At 63.7% G+C, this 18,175-nt stretch carries 15 protein-coding genes; 9 read left to right on the top strand and 6 right to left on the bottom strand.

Annotated elements, in window-relative coordinates; translation table 11 throughout:
* Nucleotides 1–116: 116 nt before the first annotated feature.
* Entirely contained in the window at nt 117–1,433 is a 1,317-nt protein-coding gene (locus XH98_RS30305; protein ID WP_271620779.1) for a UDP-glucose dehydrogenase family protein, read from the bottom strand.
* 193 nt (nt 1,434–1,626) lie between these two features.
* On the opposite strand from XH98_RS30305, the gene XH98_RS30300 reads away from it, so the two are divergent.
* The gene (locus XH98_RS30300) at nt 1,627–2,694 is read left to right on the top strand and encodes an acyltransferase family protein (protein ID WP_271620778.1); all 1,068 of its coding nucleotides are present in this window, start codon (nt 1,627–1,629) and stop codon (nt 2,692–2,694) included.
* 107 nt (nt 2,695–2,801) lie between these two features.
* Here XH98_RS30300 and XH98_RS30295 read toward each other — a convergent pair whose 3' ends face one another.
* Entirely contained in the window at nt 2,802–3,773 is a 972-nt protein-coding gene (locus XH98_RS30295) for a quinone oxidoreductase family protein (RefSeq protein ID WP_271620777.1), read from the bottom strand.
* Between the two features lie 96 nt (nt 3,774–3,869).
* Here XH98_RS30295 and XH98_RS30290 point away from each other — a divergent pair, with 96 nt between their 5' ends.
* The 3 genes from XH98_RS30290 to XH98_RS30280 all read left to right on the top strand — a co-directional run bounded on the left by XH98_RS30290 (nt 3,870) and on the right by XH98_RS30280 (nt 8,781).
* Entirely contained in the window at nt 3,870–4,712 is an 843-nt protein-coding gene (locus tag XH98_RS30290) for a LysR family transcriptional regulator (protein ID WP_271603513.1), read from the top strand.
* An 81-nt stretch (nt 4,713–4,793) separates the two neighbouring features.
* The gene (gene polA, locus XH98_RS30285; protein ID WP_271620776.1) at nt 4,794–7,856 is read left to right on the top strand and encodes a DNA polymerase I; all 3,063 of its coding nucleotides are present in this window, start codon (nt 4,794–4,796) and stop codon (nt 7,854–7,856) included.
* A gap of 289 nt (nt 7,857–8,145) precedes the next feature.
* Nucleotides 8,146–8,781, top strand: a complete 636-nt coding sequence (locus tag XH98_RS30280; protein WP_220001402.1) for a LysE family translocator — start codon at nt 8,146–8,148, stop codon at nt 8,779–8,781.
* Nucleotides 8,782–8,824: 43 nt separating this feature from the next.
* Here the strand turns inward: XH98_RS30280 and XH98_RS30275 are convergent, their stop codons facing one another.
* Nucleotides 8,825–9,451 (bottom strand): glutathione S-transferase family protein, encoded by a 627-nt coding sequence (locus XH98_RS30275; RefSeq protein ID WP_057744525.1) that lies wholly within the window; start codon nt 9,449–9,451, stop codon nt 8,825–8,827.
* Between the two features lie 199 nt (nt 9,452–9,650).
* Between XH98_RS30275 and pyrE the strand changes: the two genes are divergently transcribed.
* Nucleotides 9,651–10,214 (top strand): orotate phosphoribosyltransferase, encoded by a 564-nt coding sequence (gene pyrE / locus XH98_RS30270; RefSeq protein ID WP_057744523.1) that lies wholly within the window; start codon nt 9,651–9,653, stop codon nt 10,212–10,214.
* 149 nt (nt 10,215–10,363) lie between these two features.
* On the top strand, nt 10,364–11,125 hold the full coding sequence (locus tag XH98_RS30265) for a DUF2865 domain-containing protein (RefSeq protein ID WP_271620775.1): 762 nt from the start codon (nt 10,364–10,366) through the stop codon (nt 11,123–11,125).
* A gap of 112 nt (nt 11,126–11,237) precedes the next feature.
* Here XH98_RS30265 and XH98_RS30260 read toward each other — a convergent pair whose 3' ends face one another.
* Nucleotides 11,238–11,669, bottom strand: coding sequence for a hypothetical protein (locus XH98_RS30260; protein WP_057744520.1), 432 nt, complete (start codon nt 11,667–11,669; stop codon nt 11,238–11,240).
* Nucleotides 11,670–11,844: 175 nt separating this feature from the next.
* On the opposite strand from XH98_RS30260, the gene XH98_RS30255 reads away from it, so the two are divergent.
* Nucleotides 11,845–12,138, top strand: coding sequence for a GIY-YIG nuclease family protein (locus XH98_RS30255; protein ID WP_271620774.1), 294 nt, complete (start codon nt 11,845–11,847; stop codon nt 12,136–12,138).
* A gap of 63 nt (nt 12,139–12,201) precedes the next feature.
* Here the strand turns inward: XH98_RS30255 and XH98_RS30250 are convergent, their stop codons facing one another.
* A complete protein-coding gene (locus tag XH98_RS30250; protein WP_271620773.1) occupies nt 12,202–12,435 on the bottom strand; it encodes a hypothetical protein in 234 nt (77 codons plus the stop codon).
* Nucleotides 12,436–12,653: 218 nt separating this feature from the next.
* Here XH98_RS30250 and XH98_RS30245 point away from each other — a divergent pair, with 218 nt between their 5' ends.
* Nucleotides 12,654–15,179: a glycogen/starch/alpha-glucan phosphorylase gene (locus XH98_RS30245; protein ID WP_271620772.1), complete on the top strand. Its 2,526-nt coding sequence runs from the start codon at nt 12,654–12,656 to the stop codon at nt 15,177–15,179.
* Nucleotides 15,180–15,373: 194 nt separating this feature from the next.
* The gene (locus tag XH98_RS30240; protein WP_271620771.1) at nt 15,374–16,189 is read left to right on the top strand and encodes an acyl-CoA thioesterase; all 816 of its coding nucleotides are present in this window, start codon (nt 15,374–15,376) and stop codon (nt 16,187–16,189) included.
* 174 nt (nt 16,190–16,363) lie between these two features.
* Here XH98_RS30240 and XH98_RS30235 read toward each other — a convergent pair whose 3' ends face one another.
* The gene (locus XH98_RS30235) at nt 16,364–17,980 is read right to left on the bottom strand and encodes a phosphoenolpyruvate carboxykinase (RefSeq protein WP_271620770.1); all 1,617 of its coding nucleotides are present in this window, start codon (nt 17,978–17,980) and stop codon (nt 16,364–16,366) included.
* Nucleotides 17,981–18,175 lie beyond the last annotated feature (195 nt).

Here is an 18,175-nt window from a genome sequence, read left to right as displayed (position 1 = left end):
CCTATCCACTCGTCATGCCCGGGCTCGTCCCGGGCATCCACGTCTTGGACTAGAAAACAGACGTGGATGGCCGGGACAAGCCCGGCCATGACGGTTTCAGTCTATTACGACTTATCTCAGCCCTGTACCGGCGGGCGGCCGACGCTCTCATAGGTGAAGCCGGCCGTAGCCATGTCCTCGGGGCGGAAGATATTGCGGAGGTCGACGACGACGGGCTGGGCCATGGCCGCCTTCAGCCGATCGAGATCGAGGCCGCGGAACTGGGTCCATTCGGTGACGACGACGACCGCATCGGCACCTTGCGCGCAGGAATAGGCATCTTCGCAATAGGTGATGCTGGGCAGTTCGCTTTTCGCCTGCTCCATGCCGACAGGGTCGAACGCCTTCACCTTCGCGCCCATGTCGAGCAGACCCGTGACGAGCGGGATCGACGGCGCATCGCGCATGTCGTCGGTATCGGGCTTGAAGGTCAGGCCGAGCACCGCGATGGTCTTGCCGCGCAAGGAGCCGCCGAGCGCCTGGCTCACCTTGCGCGCCATCGCGCGCTTGCGGTTCTCGTTGACCGCGAGCACGGATTCGACGATGCGCAGATTGACGTCATAGTCCTGCGCGATCTTGATCAGCGCCTTGGTGTCCTTCGGAAAGCAGGAACCGCCGAAACCGGGACCGGCATGCAGGAATTTGGTGCCGATGCGGTTGTCGAGGCCAATGCCGCGGGCAACCTCCTGCACATTGGCGCCGACTTTCTCGGAAAGATCCGCGATCTCGTTGATGAAGGTGATCTTGGTCGCGAGGAAGGCGTTGGCGGCGTATTTGATCATCTCGGCGGTGCGGCGCGCGGTGAACATCAGCGGCGCCTGGTTCAATGACAGCGGGCGATAGATGTCGCCCATCACCTTGCGGCCGCGCTCGTCGGAGGTGCCGACCACGACGCGGTCAGGGAATTTGAAATCGCGGATCGCGGCGCCTTCGCGCAGGAACTCCGGATTGGATGCGACCACGACATCGGCTGACGGATTGGTCTCGCGGATGATGCGCTCGACCTCGTCGCCGGTGCCGACAGGCACGGTCGACTTCGTCACCACCACGGTGAAGCCGGAGAGCGACTGCGCGATCTCCTTCGCCGCGGCGTAGACATAGGACAGATCGGCGTGGCCGTCGCCGCGGCGCGACGGCGTGCCGACCGCGATGAACACGGCGTCGGCATCCGCAACCGGCTTGGACAGGTCGGTGGTGAAATCGAGCCGCTTGGCCTTGACGTTGTTGGCCACCAGCTCGTCCAGGCCCGGCTCATAGATCGGGATCTCGCCGCGATGGAGCGCCGCGATCTTCTTCTCGTCCTTGTCGACGCAGGTAACGTCGTGACCGAAATCCGCAAAGCAGGCTCCAGACACCAGTCCGACATAGCCCGTTCCGATCATCGCGATGCGCATGAAAATCCCTGCTTTGGCTTGGTTAACGAAACCCCTGATACGGGGCGGTTTAGCATTTTCCCGGCAGAAGAAAACCATCCGGCGCGAAATCAGGCATGCGAATTGTACAGGTAAAGAAATCCTAAGCCACAAGGCGGCAAACTGCCCCACGCCCGCACAGAGCCGGGCGGAATACGCCTCGAAAAGGGACACCATGGCATCACCAGGCACATCAGCCGCGACCGGGGGATCGAAAGCCCCGGACGCCGCGCGTGTCGACTGGGTCGATCACGCCAAGGGCATCTGCATCATCATGGTCGTGATGATGCATTCGGTACTGGGGGTCGAGCTCGCCGCCGGCGAACCGGGGTTCATGCATCTGCTCGTGGCCTTCGCAAAGCCGTTCCGGATGCCGGACTTCTTCCTGATTTCGGGCCTGTTCCTGCCGCTGGTGATCGATCGGGACTGGCGAACCTATCTCGACCGCAAGGCAGTGCATTTCGCCTATTTTTATATCGTCTGGGTGACAATCCAGTTCGGCTTCAAGGCGCCTGCGTTCGCAGCCGTAACCGGCTGGCGCGACGTTGGCCTGCTGTATCTGGAATCTTTCATCGAGCCCTTCGGCACGCTCTGGTTCATCTATCTGCTGCCGGTGTTCTTCATCGTCACAAAACTGACACGCAGATGGCCGCCGCTCGCGATCTGGCTGATCGCGGCCGCGCTGGAGACGGCCCGCGTCACGACAGGCTGGACCGCGATCGACGAATTCTGCGCGCGCTTCGTCTACTTCTATTCCGGCTATCTGTTCGCGCCTTATGTGTTCGCACTGTCGGACCGCGCACGAAGCCGCCCCGCGCTTGCACTCGCGGCGCTTACGACCTGGGCGCTGGTCAATGCCGGCCTCGTCGCATCAGGCGCCAGCGAGTGGAAGATCGTCTCGCTCCTGCTCGGCTTCGCCGGCGCGGGGGCGATCGTCACATCAGGCACGCTGCTGGCGCGCGCTGGATGGTGCAATTTCCTGCGCTTCTGCGGCGAGCATTCGATCGTGATCTATCTCGCCTTCTTCCTGCCGATGGCGGCAACGCGAACGCTGCTGCTGCACACATCAGTCATTTCCGATATCGGCCTGATGTCGCTGATCGTGACCATCGTCGGCGTGCTCGGATCGCTCGCGATCTGGCAGGCCGCCTTGCTGCTCCACGCCGACTTCCTGTTCGAACGGCCCGCCGCGTTCTGGATCGCGCCGAAGAAGGCCGGGCCGGTGTTGCAAGCGGCGGAATAGACCGTTCTAGAGCGCGATGAGACTAAGATGAATCGCCATCGCGCTTTAGGTTATTGTTTGAGCATGATCTTTTCGGAAAACCGCTTCGCACTTTTCCGGATCATGCTTTAGGGGCGCAGATACAAAGCTCCCGTCGTACGCCCGGCTTCGAGGTCGGCCTGAGCCCGCGCCGCGTCCCGCAGGCTGTAGGCTGTGCCGCTGACCTGCAGCACGCCGTCGGTCATTGCGGCGAGCACCCGCGCGGCAGAACGGTGATAGGCATCGGCATCGCTCATGTGGGCCATGACGCTCGGCCGCGCCAGCATCAGGCTGCGCCGCGGCCCGAGATCGTGAACATCGATTGATGGGATCGGCCCGGCCGACTGGCCAATGCTTGCGACGACGCCGAACGGTCGCACGCAGCCCAGCGTCTTCTGCAACGTCGTCGCGCCGACGCCGTCATAGGCGACATCGACGCCGCGACCGGCGGTGACGTCGGCGACGGCTGCGGCAAAATCGGCATCCCGCCCAATGATCACATGCGACGCACCGGCAGCACGGGCGATCTCGGCCTTGGCCGATGATCCGACGGTCCCGATCACGGTCGCCCCTGTTACGCTGGCCCAGCGCGTCAGGAGCTGGCCGAGTCCTCCTGCCGCGCTATGGACGAGAATTGTCGTGCCGGGGCCAACCGGGAAAACACGATTGAGCAGCATGTCGGCCGTGATGCCCTTGACGAACACTGCCGCGACCGCCTCGTCCGGAATGCCGGCGGGAAGCTTGACGCAGCGCCAGGCTGGCAAATTGCGCTCGGACGCATAGGCGCCGACGGGAGTGCCCGCATAGGCGATGCGGTCGCCGATTTCGAGGCCGCTCACCTCCGGACCCAACGCCGCAATAACGCCCACCGCCTCGACGCCGGGAATGCGATCGGGTGGAAGCGCGTAGAGACCCATGCGCTGATAAATATCGATGGTATTCACGCCGATCGCGCTCTGCTGCAACCGGATTTCGCCGCGGCCTGGCGGCGGCAAATCAGCGCTCGCCAGCTCGAGCTGGTCTGCGCCGCCCGGACTCTTCAATCTCACGATCACGGCCATATCGGATTCCTCCTGTCGATGACGGAGGACTATGGAATGACGCGAAAATCTGCGAAACTGCTCAAGATTGAGATGTCGTTGTGAGAATTTGCACAAATGGACTGGACCGACCTGCAGCATTTCCTGGCGCTCGCACGCGAGGGCACCCTGTCCGCCGCGGCGAGGAGCCTCAATGTCGACCACGTCACCGTGGCGCGCCGCGTCGCCGCCCTGGAAGCATCCTTGTCGCTCAGGCTCGTCGACCGCAGGCCGCGCAGCTACGAGCTCACCGAGGACGGCAAGCGCATCGCCAAGATCGCAGCGCCGATGACGGACACGGCATTTGCGGTGGAGCGCGCCGTGCAGGCCTCGAAATCCGGCATCGGCGGCGATATCACGATCAGCGCGCCACCTTCGCTCGCCAACGTCCTGATCGCGCCGAAGCTGATCCGGCTGCGACAACAGCATCCCGGTATCAAGATCAAGCTGATCGGCGAGAAGCGCACGGCCTCGCTCAACCGTCGCGAAGCGGATCTGGCGCTTCGGCTGTCGCGTCCGACGGAGCCCGGGCTGATTGCACGCAAGATCGGCTATTTCGAGTTCGCCCTCTACGGCTCGCCCGACTATTTGAAGACGACGCCACCGCATGCCTTCGCATTCATCGCCTACGATTCCAGCATGGATGATGTTCCGCAACAACGATGGCTGATGCGCTTTTCCGCCTCACGCGAGATCGTGCTTCGCAGCAACGACCTGGAGAACCAGGCGGCGGCCGCGCGGACGGGAATGGGACTCGCCGCCCTGCCAAAATTCCTTGGCGAGGCCGACCCACGGCTGGAGCGCCATGATATCGGCGGACGTCCCGTCGGGCGCGAGGTCTGGCTGGTCGTCCATCGCGACCTGCGCCGCACGCCCACGGTGCGCATTGTTGCAGGTTTCATCGAGGACTGCCTGGCCTGATGCCGCGATTTGCTGTGCGAGTCGGCAAAATAGCGATCCCCCGAGGCTGTCTTTTGCCGCAAAAATTCATACATTGCGGCCATGCCCAAGAGCTCCCAAAAGACATCCCCGAAAACCTCAGCCAAAGCCGACACCATGCCCGCTGCGGCGACAGCTGCTGCCAAACCGGTCGCGGCCAAGGCGGCAGGAAAAGGCGACCATATCTTCCTGGTCGACGGTTCCGGCTACATCTTCCGCGCCTATCACGCGCTGCCGCCGCTGAACCGCAAGTCCGACGGCTTGCAGGTCAATGCCGTGCTCGGCTTCTGCAACATGCTGTGGAAGCTGCTCCGCGAGATGCCCGAGGACAACCGGCCGACGCATCTGGCGATCGTGTTCGACAAGTCGGAAATCACCTTCCGCAACAGGATCTATCCCGACTACAAGGCGCACCGGCCGCCGGCGCCTGACGATCTGATCCCGCAATTCGCCCTGATCCGCGAGGCGGTGCGCGCCTTCGATCTCCCCTGTCTGGAACAAACCGGCTTCGAGGCTGACGACCTGATCGCTACCTATGCGCGGCAGGCGAGCGAACGCGGCGCCACCACGACCATCGTATCCTCGGACAAGGATCTGATGCAGCTCGTGGATGACAAGGTCACGATGTACGACACCATGAAGGATCGCCGCATCGGCATCCCTGAGGTGATCGAGAAATTTGGCGTGCCGCCGGAGAAGGTCGTCGAGGTGCAGGCCCTGGCCGGCGATTCCACCGACAACGTACCCGGCGTGCCCGGCATCGGCATCAAGACCGCGGCGCAGCTGATCGTCGAATATGGCGACCTCGAACAGCTCCTGTTCCGCGCCACCGAGATCAAGCAGCCGAAGCGCCGCGAAGCCTTGCTCGAAAACGCCGAGAAGGCGCGGATCTCGCGGCAGCTCGTCCTGCTCGATGACAAGGTTGAGCTCGAAGTGCCGCTCGACGACCTCGCGGTCCACGAGCCAGACGCGCGCAAGCTGATCGCCTTCCTGAAGGCGATGGAATTTTCGACGCTGACACGCCGTGTCGCCGATTATGCGCAGATCGATCCTTCCAATGTCGATGCCGATCCCGGCTATGCCAGCGGCGCCGGCGTATTCACGACGCTGCCGCCCTCCGACGTCGTGCCCTCGCCGGGAACAGGCACGCCGGCACAGGCGCGGCCGGGCCAGCGCAACGCATCGGCCGGCAAGGAGGACAAGGCCGCGAGCCCGAAGGGCGCGCCGATCTCGCTCGCCGCTGCGCGCGAGGAGGCGCTGCGCAGGCTTCCGGTTGACCGGGCCAAATACGAAAACATCAAGTCGCTGAAAGAGCTCAACGCCTTCATCGCACGCATCCATGATGCCGGCCAGGTCGCGATCGAGATCAAGGCCAACTCGATCGATCCCATGCAGGCCGATCTCTGCGGCGTGGCGCTGGCGCTGGCGCCGAACGAGGCCTGCTATGTGCCACTGGCCCACAAGCAGTCCGGCGGCGGCGCCGGACTGTTCGACGCCGGCCTTGCACCGGATCAGGTCAAGCACGCCGATGCCATCGACGCGCTGCGGCCGGTGCTGGAATCACCGGGCATCCTCAAGATCGGCTTCGACGTCAAATTCGCTGCCGTGATGCTGGCGCAGCACGGCATCACCTTGCGCAACACCGACGATGCGCAATTGATCTCCTATGTTCTCGATGCCGGCCGCGGCTCGCACGCGCTGGAGCAGCTGTCCGAACGTTGGTTCGGCCATGCCATGCTGAAAGAGGGCGAGCTGCTCGGCAGCGGCAAGGGCAAGATCACCTTCGACCAGGTGCCGATCGACAAGGCAGCGCCGCTGTCGGCAGAGGGCGCCGATATCGCCTTGCGCATCTGGCGCGTGCTGAAGCCGCGCCTGGTCGCAGAACACATGTCTACGGTCTACGAGACGCTGGAGCGGCCGCTGGTGTCGGTGCTCGCGCGCATGGAGCGGCGCGGCATCTCGATCGACCGCCAGGTGCTGTCGCGGCTGTCAGGCGACTTTGCTCAGACCGCCGCGCGCGTCGAGGCCGAGATCCAGCAGATCGCCGGCGAGCCCGTCAATGTCGGCAGCCCCAAGCAGATCGGCGACATCCTGTTCGGCAAGATGGGACTGCCAGGCGGTACCAAGACCAAAACCGGCGCGTGGTCGACCACCGCGCAGGTGCTCGACGAGCTCGCCGAGCAGGGCCACGATTTTCCGCGGAAGATTTTGGAGTGGCGCCAGGTCTCGAAGCTGAAATCGACCTACACCGACGCGCTGCCGACCTATGTCAATCCGCAGACCCATCGCGTGCACACGACCTACGCGCTGGCCGCGACCACCACGGGCCGGTTGTCGTCGAACGAGCCGAACCTGCAGAACATCCCTGTTCGTACCGAGGACGGCCGAAAAATTCGCCGCGCCTTCATCGCGACGCCGGGGCATAAGCTCGTTTCCGCCGACTATTCGCAAATCGAGCTGCGGCTGCTGGCCGAGATCGCCGACATTCCCGTGCTGAAGCAGGCATTCAAGGACGGCCTCGATATTCACGCGATGACGGCGTCGGAAATGTTCGGCGTTCCGATCAAGGGCATGCCGAGCGAGATCCGCCGCCGCGCCAAGGCGATCAATTTCGGCATCATCTACGGCATTTCGGCGTTCGGCCTCGCCAACCAGCTCGGCATCGCCCGCGAGGAAGCCTCGGCCTACATCAAGAAGTACTTCGAGCGCTTCCCCGGCATCCGCGCCTATATGGACGAGACGCGCGACTTCTGCCGGAGCCACGGCTACGTCACCACGCTGTTCGGCCGCAAGTGCCACTACCCCGACATCAAGGCGTCGAACGCCTCGGTGCGCGCCTTCAACGAGCGCGCGGCCATCAACGCGCGGCTTCAAGGCACCGCCGCCGACATCATCCGCCGCGCCATGACGCGGGTCGAGGACGCGCTGGCCGAGAAGAAGCTCTCGGCCCAGATGCTGCTGCAGGTGCATGACGAGTTGATCTTCGAGGTGCCGGACGCGGAAGTCGAGAAGACGCTTCCCGTCGTGCAGCACGTGATGCAGGACGCGCCGTTCCCGGCCGTGCTGCTGTCCGTGCCGCTGCATGTGGACGCGCGGGCGGCGAATAATTGGGACGAGGCGCACTGAGCTCTTTCTTCACCTCTCCTGCACTCGGCCGACGCCACGTACAGGTGTCGTCCCGGCCTAGCGCGCAATTGCGCGCGGGGGGCCGGGACCCATCACCACAGGATCGAGTTAGGCGAAGATTGCCCACTACGATCTCGCGTCACAACTTCTTCCTGGGGGTATGGGTCCCGGCCTTCGCCGGGACGACCTGAGGTGAGACCCCGCCTATGAATTGTCCTCCGTGCAATTGCGCGATGGAACGGCTCTACGTCGCATATTAGAACGCTGCATCTCCCGCACCGGTTCATCCATGCCCCATACATCCGCCCTGCTCGGCTTCGCACTCGTCTGCCTCGGTCTCGTGCTCACGCCCGGGCCGAACATGATCTATCTGATCTCGCGCTCGATCACGCAGGGCCCGGCGGCGGGCATCGTCTCGCTCGGCGGCGTCGCACTGGGCTTCGTGTTCTACATGCTGTGCGCGGCGTTCGGCATCACGGCGCTGCTGCTCGCGATCCCCTTCGCCTACGACGCGCTGCGCTTTGCCGGCGCCGGCTACATGCTGTGGCTGGCCTGGCAGGCGGTGAAGCCAGGCGGCCGCTCGCCGTTCCAGGTGAAGAAGCTCGCGATCGACAGCCCGCCCAAATTGTTCACGATGGGGCTCGTCACCAACCTGCTCAATCCGAAGATCGCGATGCTGTATCTGGCATTGCTGCCGCAGTTCATCGATCCCATGGCCGGGAGCGTGCTGATGCAGTCGGTGGTGCTGGGCGCGATCCAGATTGCGATCAGCGTCAGCGTCAACGCGATGATCGCGCTCGCCGCCGGATCGATCGCCCTGTTCCTGGCGAGCCGGCCGAGCTGGATGCTGGTGCAGCGCTGGCTGATGGGGACCGTGCTGGCCGGCCTTGCGGTGCGGATGGCCGTGGAAGCGAAGAAGGTATGATTTTCACCTCTCCCCGTAAGCACGGGGCGAGGGAGAAGAAGCCTCAATCCAGCTTCGCGTCCATGCCGCGCTTCACCGCCGGACGCGCCATCAGCGCCTCGTACCAGCGCTTGACGTTGGGGAAGTCGGCCAGATCCACCTTGTGGCGGGGATGGCGCCAGGCCCATCCGAGGATGGCGAAATCGGCGACCGAGAGGTCGCCGGCGACGAACTCGCGGCCGTCGAGGCGACGGTCGAGCACGCCGTAGAGCCGTCGCGTTTCCGCCATGTAGCGCTTCAGGCCGTAGGCGCGGTCCTGCTCGTTCTCCAGTGCAATGAAATGATGCACCTGGCCGGGCATCGGGCCGAATCCGCCCATCTGCCACATCAGCCATTCATAGACCGGAATGCGCTCACCCAGCGATTTCGGCAGGAATTTGCCGGTCTTCTCACCGAGATAGAGCAGGATCGCGCCTGATTCAAAGATGCTGACGGGCCTGCCATCCGGCCCCTCGGGGTCGAGGATTGCCGGGATCTTGTTGTTCGGGGACAGTTTGAGGAACCCGGGCGCCATCTGCTCGCCCTTGGTGATGTTAACTGGAACCACCTTGTAGGGGAGCCCCATTTCCTCCAGCGCAACCGAGATCTTGCGGCCATTCGGCGTGTTCCAGGTGTGCAGCTCGATGGTCATTTGCCTGTTTCCTTGCCCAATTTTCTTGCCCGTTTTCTTGCCCGGCATGTCCGGCATCCACCTACTCCAGGAGGCCGCACCCCCACAACCGACGGAGCGGGATGGCCGATCCCTGTTGACGGTGGACACCCCCACTGGAATGTCGCCGCGGTCGCGGATAAATTCCGCCTCCTCTCAAAATGCTGTTCGAGGGACCGCCGTGTCGAAATCTGCCTCCCGCGCCCGCCTGTTCGAAATCATCCGCCGCCGCTCCTTCGGCCGCGGCGAGGTTACGCTCGCGTCGGGCCGCAAGAGCGATTTCTACTTCAACCTGAAGCCGACCATGCTCGACCCCGAGGGCGCGACGCTGCTCGCCGAGCTCACCTATGAGACGCTGAAGGACGACAATCTCGATTTCATCGGCGGGCTCGAGATGGGCGCGGTGCCGCTCGCCGGTGCGCTGGCGCAAATCTCCTGGATCAAGGGCCATCCGATCGCGGCGTTCTTCGTGCGCAAGAAGCCGAAGGAGCATGGCGCCAGGCTCGCGATCGAAGGTCTGCCCAAGGGCGAGACGCTTGCCGGCAAGCGCGTCGTGATCGTCGAGGACGTCACCACGACAGGTGGCTCGGCCATGAAGGCCGTGGAATCCGTGCGCGAGACCGGCGCCGAAGTGGTGCTGGTGCTGACCATGGTCGACCGCGAGGAAGGCGCCACCGATACGTTCGGCGCGGCCGGCCTGCCGTTCCGCTCGCTGTACAAGGCGTCGGAATTCCTGAAGGCTTGACGGCGCTGCGCCCCCTTCAACCGCTCATTTACCATCCCGCCTTATGGTGAATCATGTGCTGGGGCCTGATGGTCGCGGCCGGTTCAGTAGCGTCGGTGGAGTAAGCGTTGCGTACAATCGTGTCCCATGCGCGCCCGCGGCGTCGCGCGATGCTTGTGGCCGCCATTCTCGCAAGCCCGCTGCTGGCGACCCCGGCTCCGGTTTCGGCCGAAGGTCTGTTCGACTTCTTCTTCGGCGGAATGCAGCAGCGGCCTCAGCGCGATGTGCCGCAGCAGGCAAGCCCCTTCGTCGATCCCTTCGCCAGTCAGAGCGGCCAGTCGCAATATGTGCCGCCGACGCGCACAGCTGCGGCCGGCGGCTCCGGCCCAGCCTTCTGCGTGCGCAGCTGCGACGGCAAATATTTTCCGCTGATGCGCGGCCTCGCTTCGCCGGCGCAGATGTGTCAGGCCTTCTGTCCTGCCAGCGCGACAAAGGTGTATTTCGGCTCCTCGATCGACGGCGCTTATTCGCAGACCGGCGAGCGCTATGCCGACAGCGAGAACGCCTTCGCCTACCGCAAGGCGCTGCGCGCCGACTGCACCTGCAATGGCCGCGAGCCGGCCGGACTCGCCCCCGTCGATCTGACCCTCGACGCTTCGCTGAAGGCCGGCGATGTCATCGCCACCAGCGACGGCCTCGTCGCTTATACCGGCATCCGCCTCGGCCAGGAGCAGACCGCGGAGTTCACCCCGGTTGCATCCTATCCCGGCCTCACCGCCCAGGTCCGCGGCCTGCTCGGCGAGATGAAGGTGGCCCCGGTGCGCGCGGAAACTGTGGCGGCCGATGCCCCGGCCGCCCAGATCGCGCGCGAGACGCTGCCGGATGTGGCGGTGCCGAAGGTGAAGCCGGCGAGGCGGGCGGGATTGGATTAGGCCCAACTGTCGGCTAAAGCCGTCATTGCGAGCGCAGCGAAGCAATCCAGACTCTTTTCGCGGAGGGATTCTGGATTGCTTCGCTGCGCTCGCAATGACGGAGAATGTTGCACTACCGCCCGATAATCACTCCGATCACATTCGGCGCGGCCAGATATTTCTCCTCGATCGCCGCGCGCGCGGCGGCGCGGTTTTCGGCCGTGAGCAGGCCGCGCTTCTCGGCCAGGATCATCCAGCAGAAACCCCACCAGTCGGTCAGCATGCCGGTCTCGCTGACGAGGTCATAGCCCTGCTCGGCTGCGAAGATGCGCGCATGCGCTTCGTCGAGCGTGTCGAGGAAATGATGATCCTCGACCGAGAACAGATCGTCGCTGATATCGTCGATGGTGTAGCCCCAGATCGACTGGCACACCGCGTTGAACTCGCGGTCGAACTGGTCGTCGTCGATCCTCTGGCGCCGCGCCGCCTGATGCAGCCGCGACAGCGACCGGGCAAAATCGGCGATCCGGGTGAGGGCAAATTGATCGAAGGCAATGGTGGACATGTAGTCCTCGCGACTGACGTCAGACCCTAGATATTGTGTCGGCAACGCGCCGAATCATAATGATATATCAAAGACTTGCTAAAGTGTTCTTAATTTGTTCTGATGGGTCCAGGTCGTCCCGGCGAAGGCCGGGACCCATAACCACCGCTGCCAGACGTTTTCGGAAATGGGGCCCATGAATGTTCCAGCCGCCTACTACGTCTACATCCTCGCGAGCCGACGCTACGGCACGCTATACATCGGCGTCTGCAACAACCTCAGCAATCGACTTGGTTTGCACCGCTCGGGACGCGGTTCGAAGTTCGTCAAGAAGTATGGCGTGACACGGCTGGTCTATGTCGAGACGTACGCATCGCCGTCCGAAGCGATTGCTCGCGAAAAAGCGCTGAAGGAATGGCGCCGTGAGTGGAAGATTCGCTTGATTGAGCAGGAAAACCAGGATTGGCGTGATCTGTCCCATCTTCTCTGACAGTGGTGTTTATGGGTCCCGGCCTTCGCCGGGACGACGCCCTTCAGGTCGCACCAGGTCAGCTCAATTCGCCGCCGACATCAACTTGTCCCCGCACGCGCTCGCGTAAAACTTGCCGCCGCATTGGCGCTTGATGGCGGCGCAGCGCTGCGCAGGCGTTGCGTTTTGTGGGAGCGAGACGGCGCAGCTGAGGCCATCGGCGCTGCGGCCGGGCCTGTCGGCGGCAAAGGCTGCGCTGGAAGCGGTGATGCAGACGACGAGGACAGCAGCGGCGGCGATTTCGATCAGCAGTCGCATCAGTGGCTTCATGGGCGCTTCCTCCACAGTGATGGCTGAATTTACCCCCAGTCTAGCACCAAATCGGCGTTTCTCCGTGCTGGTCCGGGTTCCCAAAGCGGCCCGTTCCTTGCATAATTTTGCGCCAGCGCAGTGCATTGCCGCGCCAGTCATGGTTCCGGCAAAGGGCAGGTTGCGTAGGGTTTAGTGGTGTTTCTGTCGACCAGGAAGTGACGGCCTTGCAAGATCAATCGTTCCAGTCAAATTTCCCCGCCCCCGATCAGCCCATCGACGAGCTCGCGCTGGCGGAGATCAAGGGTGCGATCCTGGCGAAGCTGCGTCTTGCCATCGGCAAGGACGCGGGCATGGCGACCAAGCACGACTGGTACCAGGCCGCGGCGCTGGCGCTGCGCGACCGCATCGTGCACCGCTGGCTCTCGGCCGAGAAGCGCAGTTACGATGCGGGCCGCAAGCGCGTCTATTATCTGTCGCTCGAATTCCTGATCGGCCGTCTCTTCACCGACGCGCTCAACAATATGGGGCTCTTGAAGATCTTCGAGGTCGCGCTCGGCGATCTCGGCGTGTCGCTGCCCGAGCTGCGCAAATGCGAGCCGGATGCGGCGCTCGGCAATGGCGGCCTCGGCCGTCTCGCCGCCTGCTTCATGGAGAGCATGGCAACGCTGTCGATCCCCGCGATCGGTTACGGCATCCGCTACGATTACGGCCTGTTCCGCCAGATCATCAATCAGGGCTGGCAGCAGGAATATCCGGACGAATGGCTCGGCTTCGGCAATCCCTGGGAATTGCAGCGGCCGGAAGTGATCTACGACGTCAATTTCGGCGGCGGCGTCGAGCATGTCGACGACAAGGGCCGCGACCGCGCGATCTGGCATCCGGGTGAGACCGTGCAGGCGATCGCCTATGACACGCCGATCGTCGGCTGGCGCGGCCAGCACGTCAACGCGCTGCGGCTGTGGTCGGCGCGTTCGCCCGATCCGCTCAAGCTCGACGCCTTCAACATGGGCGACTATGTCAGCGCCAGCGCCGAGCAATCGCGCGCGGAGGCGATCTGCAAATTCCTCTATCCGAATGACGAGAGTCCGGCCGGCCGCGAGCTGCGGCTGCGCCAGGAATATTTCTTCGTCTCGGCCTCGCTGCAGGACCTGATCAAGCGGCATCTCGCCTCCGACGGCCAGCTGCGCAGCCTGTCGAACAAGGTCGCGGTGCAGCTCAACGACACCCATCCGAGCCTTGCCGTCACCGAGCTGATGCGCATCCTCGTCGACCTCCATAATTTCCGCTGGGACGAGGCCTGGAAGATCACCGTCGCGACGCTGTCCTACACCAACCACACGTTGCTGCCTGAAGCGCTGGAGACCTGGCCGGTCGAGCTGTTCGAGCGTCTCTTGCCGCGGCATCTCGAGATCATCTACCGCATCAACGTGCAGCATCTGGCGCTCGCCGAAGCCCGCGCCCCCGGCGACATCGATTTCCGCGCCTCGGTCTCGCTGATCGACGAGAAGAGCGGCCGCCGCGTGCGCATGGGCCAGCTCGCCTTCGTCGGCTCGCACCGCATCAACGGCGTCTCGGCGATGCATTCGGACCTGATGCGAGAGACCGTATTCCACGATCTCAACCATCTCTATCCCGGCCGTATCACCAACAAGACCAACGGCATCACCTTCCGACGCTGGCTGATGCTGGCGAACCCGAAGCTCACCGAGCTCTTGCGCGAGACCTGCGGCGAGGCCGTGCTGGATGATCCGACCCAGCTCTCGCTGATCGAGGCCCGCGCCAGCGACGCCGAATTCCAGAAGAAATTCCGTAGCGTCAAGCTCCACAACAAGACCGCGCTGGCGCGCCTGATCGGCGAACGGCTCGGCATCAAGGTGGACCCGACCGCGCTGTTCGACGTGCAGATCAAGCGCATCCACGAATACAAGCGCCAGCTCCTCAATATCATCGAGACGGTCGCGCTGTACCAGTCGATCAGAGACGATCCAAACGGCAATTGGGTGCCGCGGGTGAAGATCTTTGCCGGCAAGGCGGCGGCGAGCTACCGCTACGCAAAGCTGATCATCAAGCTGATCAACGACGTCGCGGAAGTCGTCAACAACGATCCCGCCATCGGCGGCAAGCTGAAGGTCGTCTTCCTGCCGGACTACAATGTCAGTCTCGCGGAGGTGATCATTCCCGCGGCCGACCTCTCCGAACAGATCTCGACCGCCGGCATGGAGGCGTCCGGTACCGGCAACATGAAGCTGGCGCTGAACGGCGCCATCACCATCGGCACGCTCGACGGCGCCAATATCGAGATCCGCGACCAGGTCGGCGCGGAGAACATCGCGATCTTCGGCATGGAGGCCGGCGACGTGATGATCCGGCGCAAGCAGGGCCTCGATGCCTCCGACGTCATCCGCAATTCACCGAAGCTGCAGCGCGCCATCAACGCGATCGGCGCCGGCGAGTTCTCGCCCGGCGATCCCGGCCGCTTCGAATCGATCGCGCATGCGCTACGCTATCTCGACCATTACATGGTCAGCGCCGATTTCGATTCCTATTACGAGGCGCAGCGCGCGGTCGATGCGCGCTGGCTGGTGGCGCCGGCCTGGACGCGTGCCTCCATCCTCAACGTCGCCCGCATGGCGTGGTTCTCCTCCGACCGCACCATCCGCGAATATGCCGAAGAGATCTGGAGCGTGCCGGTCAATCCGGTCACGCCGCCGTTCCAGACTGCCGAGGAACGGCGCGACGCCACGGGGTGATATTTCCGCAGCGTGGAAGCGGCGTTACCTGCGAGGTCATTGCATCTCGCGGGAAGGATGATGATATGATCATCGTCATCTCGACCACCGGTCGTTGCGAGCGCAGCGAAGCAATCCGGACTGCCTCAACAGAAAGATTCTGGATTGCTTCGCTGCGCTCGCAATGACGAGGGAGTCGGCATCGAGGACCACCAATGCACGCCAAACTTCCACACCCCTTCGACGACGCCACCCGCATCACCGCGGGCGACTCGAGCTGGCAAGGGCACACCAGCGACGACTATTGGGCCTTTGTCGGTCCGTTCGGCGGCGCCACCGCTGCAACCATCCTGCGCGCCCTGATCGAGCATCCGCAAGCCGCAGGCGATCCGCTGGCGCTGACCGTCAATTACTGCGCGCCGATCGCCAAGGGCCCGTTCGATCTCGACATCCGCCTGGTGAAGGCCAACCGCTCCAGCCAGCACTGGAGCGTCGAGCTGTCGCAGGGCGGCGGCGAGGTCGCAACGCTCGCCACTGCCGTATTCGCCGAGCGCCGGCCGTCCTGGGAGCACAGGGTGGCGCAATACCCTGACGCAAGGCCGTTCGAGCAGACGCTGCCCTTCCCGAAGATCCAGGCATCCTGGGCCAACCAGTACGAATTTCGTTTCGTCGAGGGCGAGATGCGGCTCGGCCCGCCGCAGGCCGAGCTCGCCAGCACCTACTCGAAAATCTGGATCAGCGATCGCAGACCGCGCAAGCTCGACATGCTGTCGCTGACGTCGATGTCGGACGCCTTCTTCGGCCGCATCTTCCACGCCAGGCGCGAGCTGGTGCCGTTCGGCACGGTGTCGCTGACGACCTATTTCCACACCGACAGCGAGGAGCTCGCGGCTGAGGACATCACGCGCGTGCTGGCGACGGCCGATTCGAAGATCATGCACAAGAGCTACGCCGACCAGAACGCCGAGCTGTGGTCGCCGAACGGACGGCTGCTCGCGACCACGACGCAGATCGCGTATTTCAAGGCGTAGCTGTTTCCGCAGACTCCGTCATTGCGAGGAGCTCTTGCGACGAAGCAATACAGACTATCTCCGCGGAGGAATTCTGGATTGCTTCGCTGCGCTCGCAATGACGAATGGAGAGAGCGTACACAAAACAAAAGGGCGGCCTCGCGGCCGCCCCTTTGCACTTCAAACGCTGAGAGCTTACTCCGCCGCCAGCTTCACATCCGGAGCAGCTGCACGCACCTCTGCATCCACCTGGGCTTCGAACTTGGCAAAGTTCTTCTGGAACATGCCGACCAGCGCACGGGCGGTCTTGTCGAACTCGTCCTTGTCCTTCCAGGTGTTGACCGGGTTGAGGATCTCGCTGGGCACGCCCGGCAGCGCGGTCGGGACCGCGAAGCCGAAATATTTGTCGGTGCGGAATTCGACGTTGCGAAGCGAGCCGTCGAGCGCGGCAGTCAGCAGTGCGCGCGTCACCTTGATCGGCATGCGCGAACCGGTGCCGTACTTGCCGCCGGTCCAGCCGGTGTTGACCAGCCAGCAGTCGACATTGTGCTGGGCGATGAGATCACGCAGCATGTTGCCGTAGACGGACGGGTCGAGCGGCAGGAACGGCGAGCCGAAGCAGGTCGAGAATTCCGGCTGCGGCTCGTTGCCGAGGCCGCGCTCGGTGCCGGCGACCTTGGCGGTATAGCCGGAGAGGAAGTGATACATCGCCTGCGCCGGCGAGAGTTTTGCGATCGGCGGCAACACGCCGAAAGCGTCGGCGGCGAGCATCACCACGTTCTTGGGCTGCGGCGCGCGGCCGGTACGCGACGCATTCGGGATGAAGTCGAGCGGATAGGCCGAACGCGTGTTCTCGGTCTTGGAGCCGTCGTCGAAATCGACCACGCGGGTGTCTTCGTCGAGCACGCAGTTCTCGAGCACAGCGCCGAAGCGGGTCGACGCCGCGTGGATCTGCGGCTCGGCTTCCTTCGAGAGCTTGATGCACTTGGCGTAGCAGCCGCCTTCGAAATTGAAGACGCCGTTCGGGCCCCAGCCGTGCTCGTCGTCACCGATCAGGGTGCGGTTCGGATCGGCCGAGAGTGTGGTCTTGCCAGTGCCCGACAGACCGAAGAAGATCGCAGTGTCGCCCTTGGGGCCGACATTGGCCGAACAGTGCATCGGCATCACGCCGCGCTCGGGCAGATAATAGTTCAGCGTGGTGAAGACCGACTTCTTCATCTCGCCGGCATAATAAGACCCGCCGATCAGGACGATCTTGCGGGCGAAGTCGATGGCGACGACGTTCTCCGAGCGGCAGCCATGACGTTTGGGGTCGGCGCGGAAGCTCGGCATGTCGATGATGGTGAGCTCCGGCACGAAGGTCGGCAGCTCGATCGCCTCGGGGCGGATCAGCAGCGTGCGGATGAACAGCGAGTGCCAGGCGAGCTCGGTGAAGACGCGCGTCTTGATGCGGTAGGCCGGATCGGCGCCGCCATAGAGGTCCTGCGCGAACAGGCGCTTGCCTTCGGCATGCTTGAGGAAGTCCTGATACAGCGTCTCGAACTGCTCAGATGTAATCGACTGATTGCCGGCCCACCACATCTTCTTGTCGGTGGTGGCGTCACGCACCGTGAACTTGTCCTTCGGGCTGCGGCCGGTGAACTCACCGGTATCAGCGCAGAGCGAACCGTCGGCGGACAGCACCGCCTCGCCCGCGGAGAGCGCGTATTGATAGAGTTGCGGCGCGCCGAGGTTCCAGTGAACCTGCTTGAGATTCTCTAAGCCGAACTTGTCGGCGCCGAAGGCACCGTTGCGCACGCCCGTCTCTTGCACGAAAAATCCTCCTAGAACCCGCGACACACTGCGCGACCAAGCTTGGCGCCATCGCGGTCACCATGAATTATAGGCCGACTGGCCTCGGTTGGATGACCTAATACTGATGAACGCTGGCGTTGCCAAGCTGATCCCGCAGGATTTGGTTTATTCAAGGACCGCGCCAAACGTCGCGCATGTCAGCTCTGAACGCGC

Source organism: Bradyrhizobium sp. CCBAU 51745 (assembly GCF_028128715.1).
In the GTDB taxonomy this organism is placed as follows: Bacteria; Pseudomonadota; Alphaproteobacteria; order Rhizobiales; family Xanthobacteraceae; genus Bradyrhizobium; species Bradyrhizobium manausense.
Note: the sequence above shows the minus strand (reverse complement) of the source record. Positions and strands in the feature narration are given on the sequence as shown.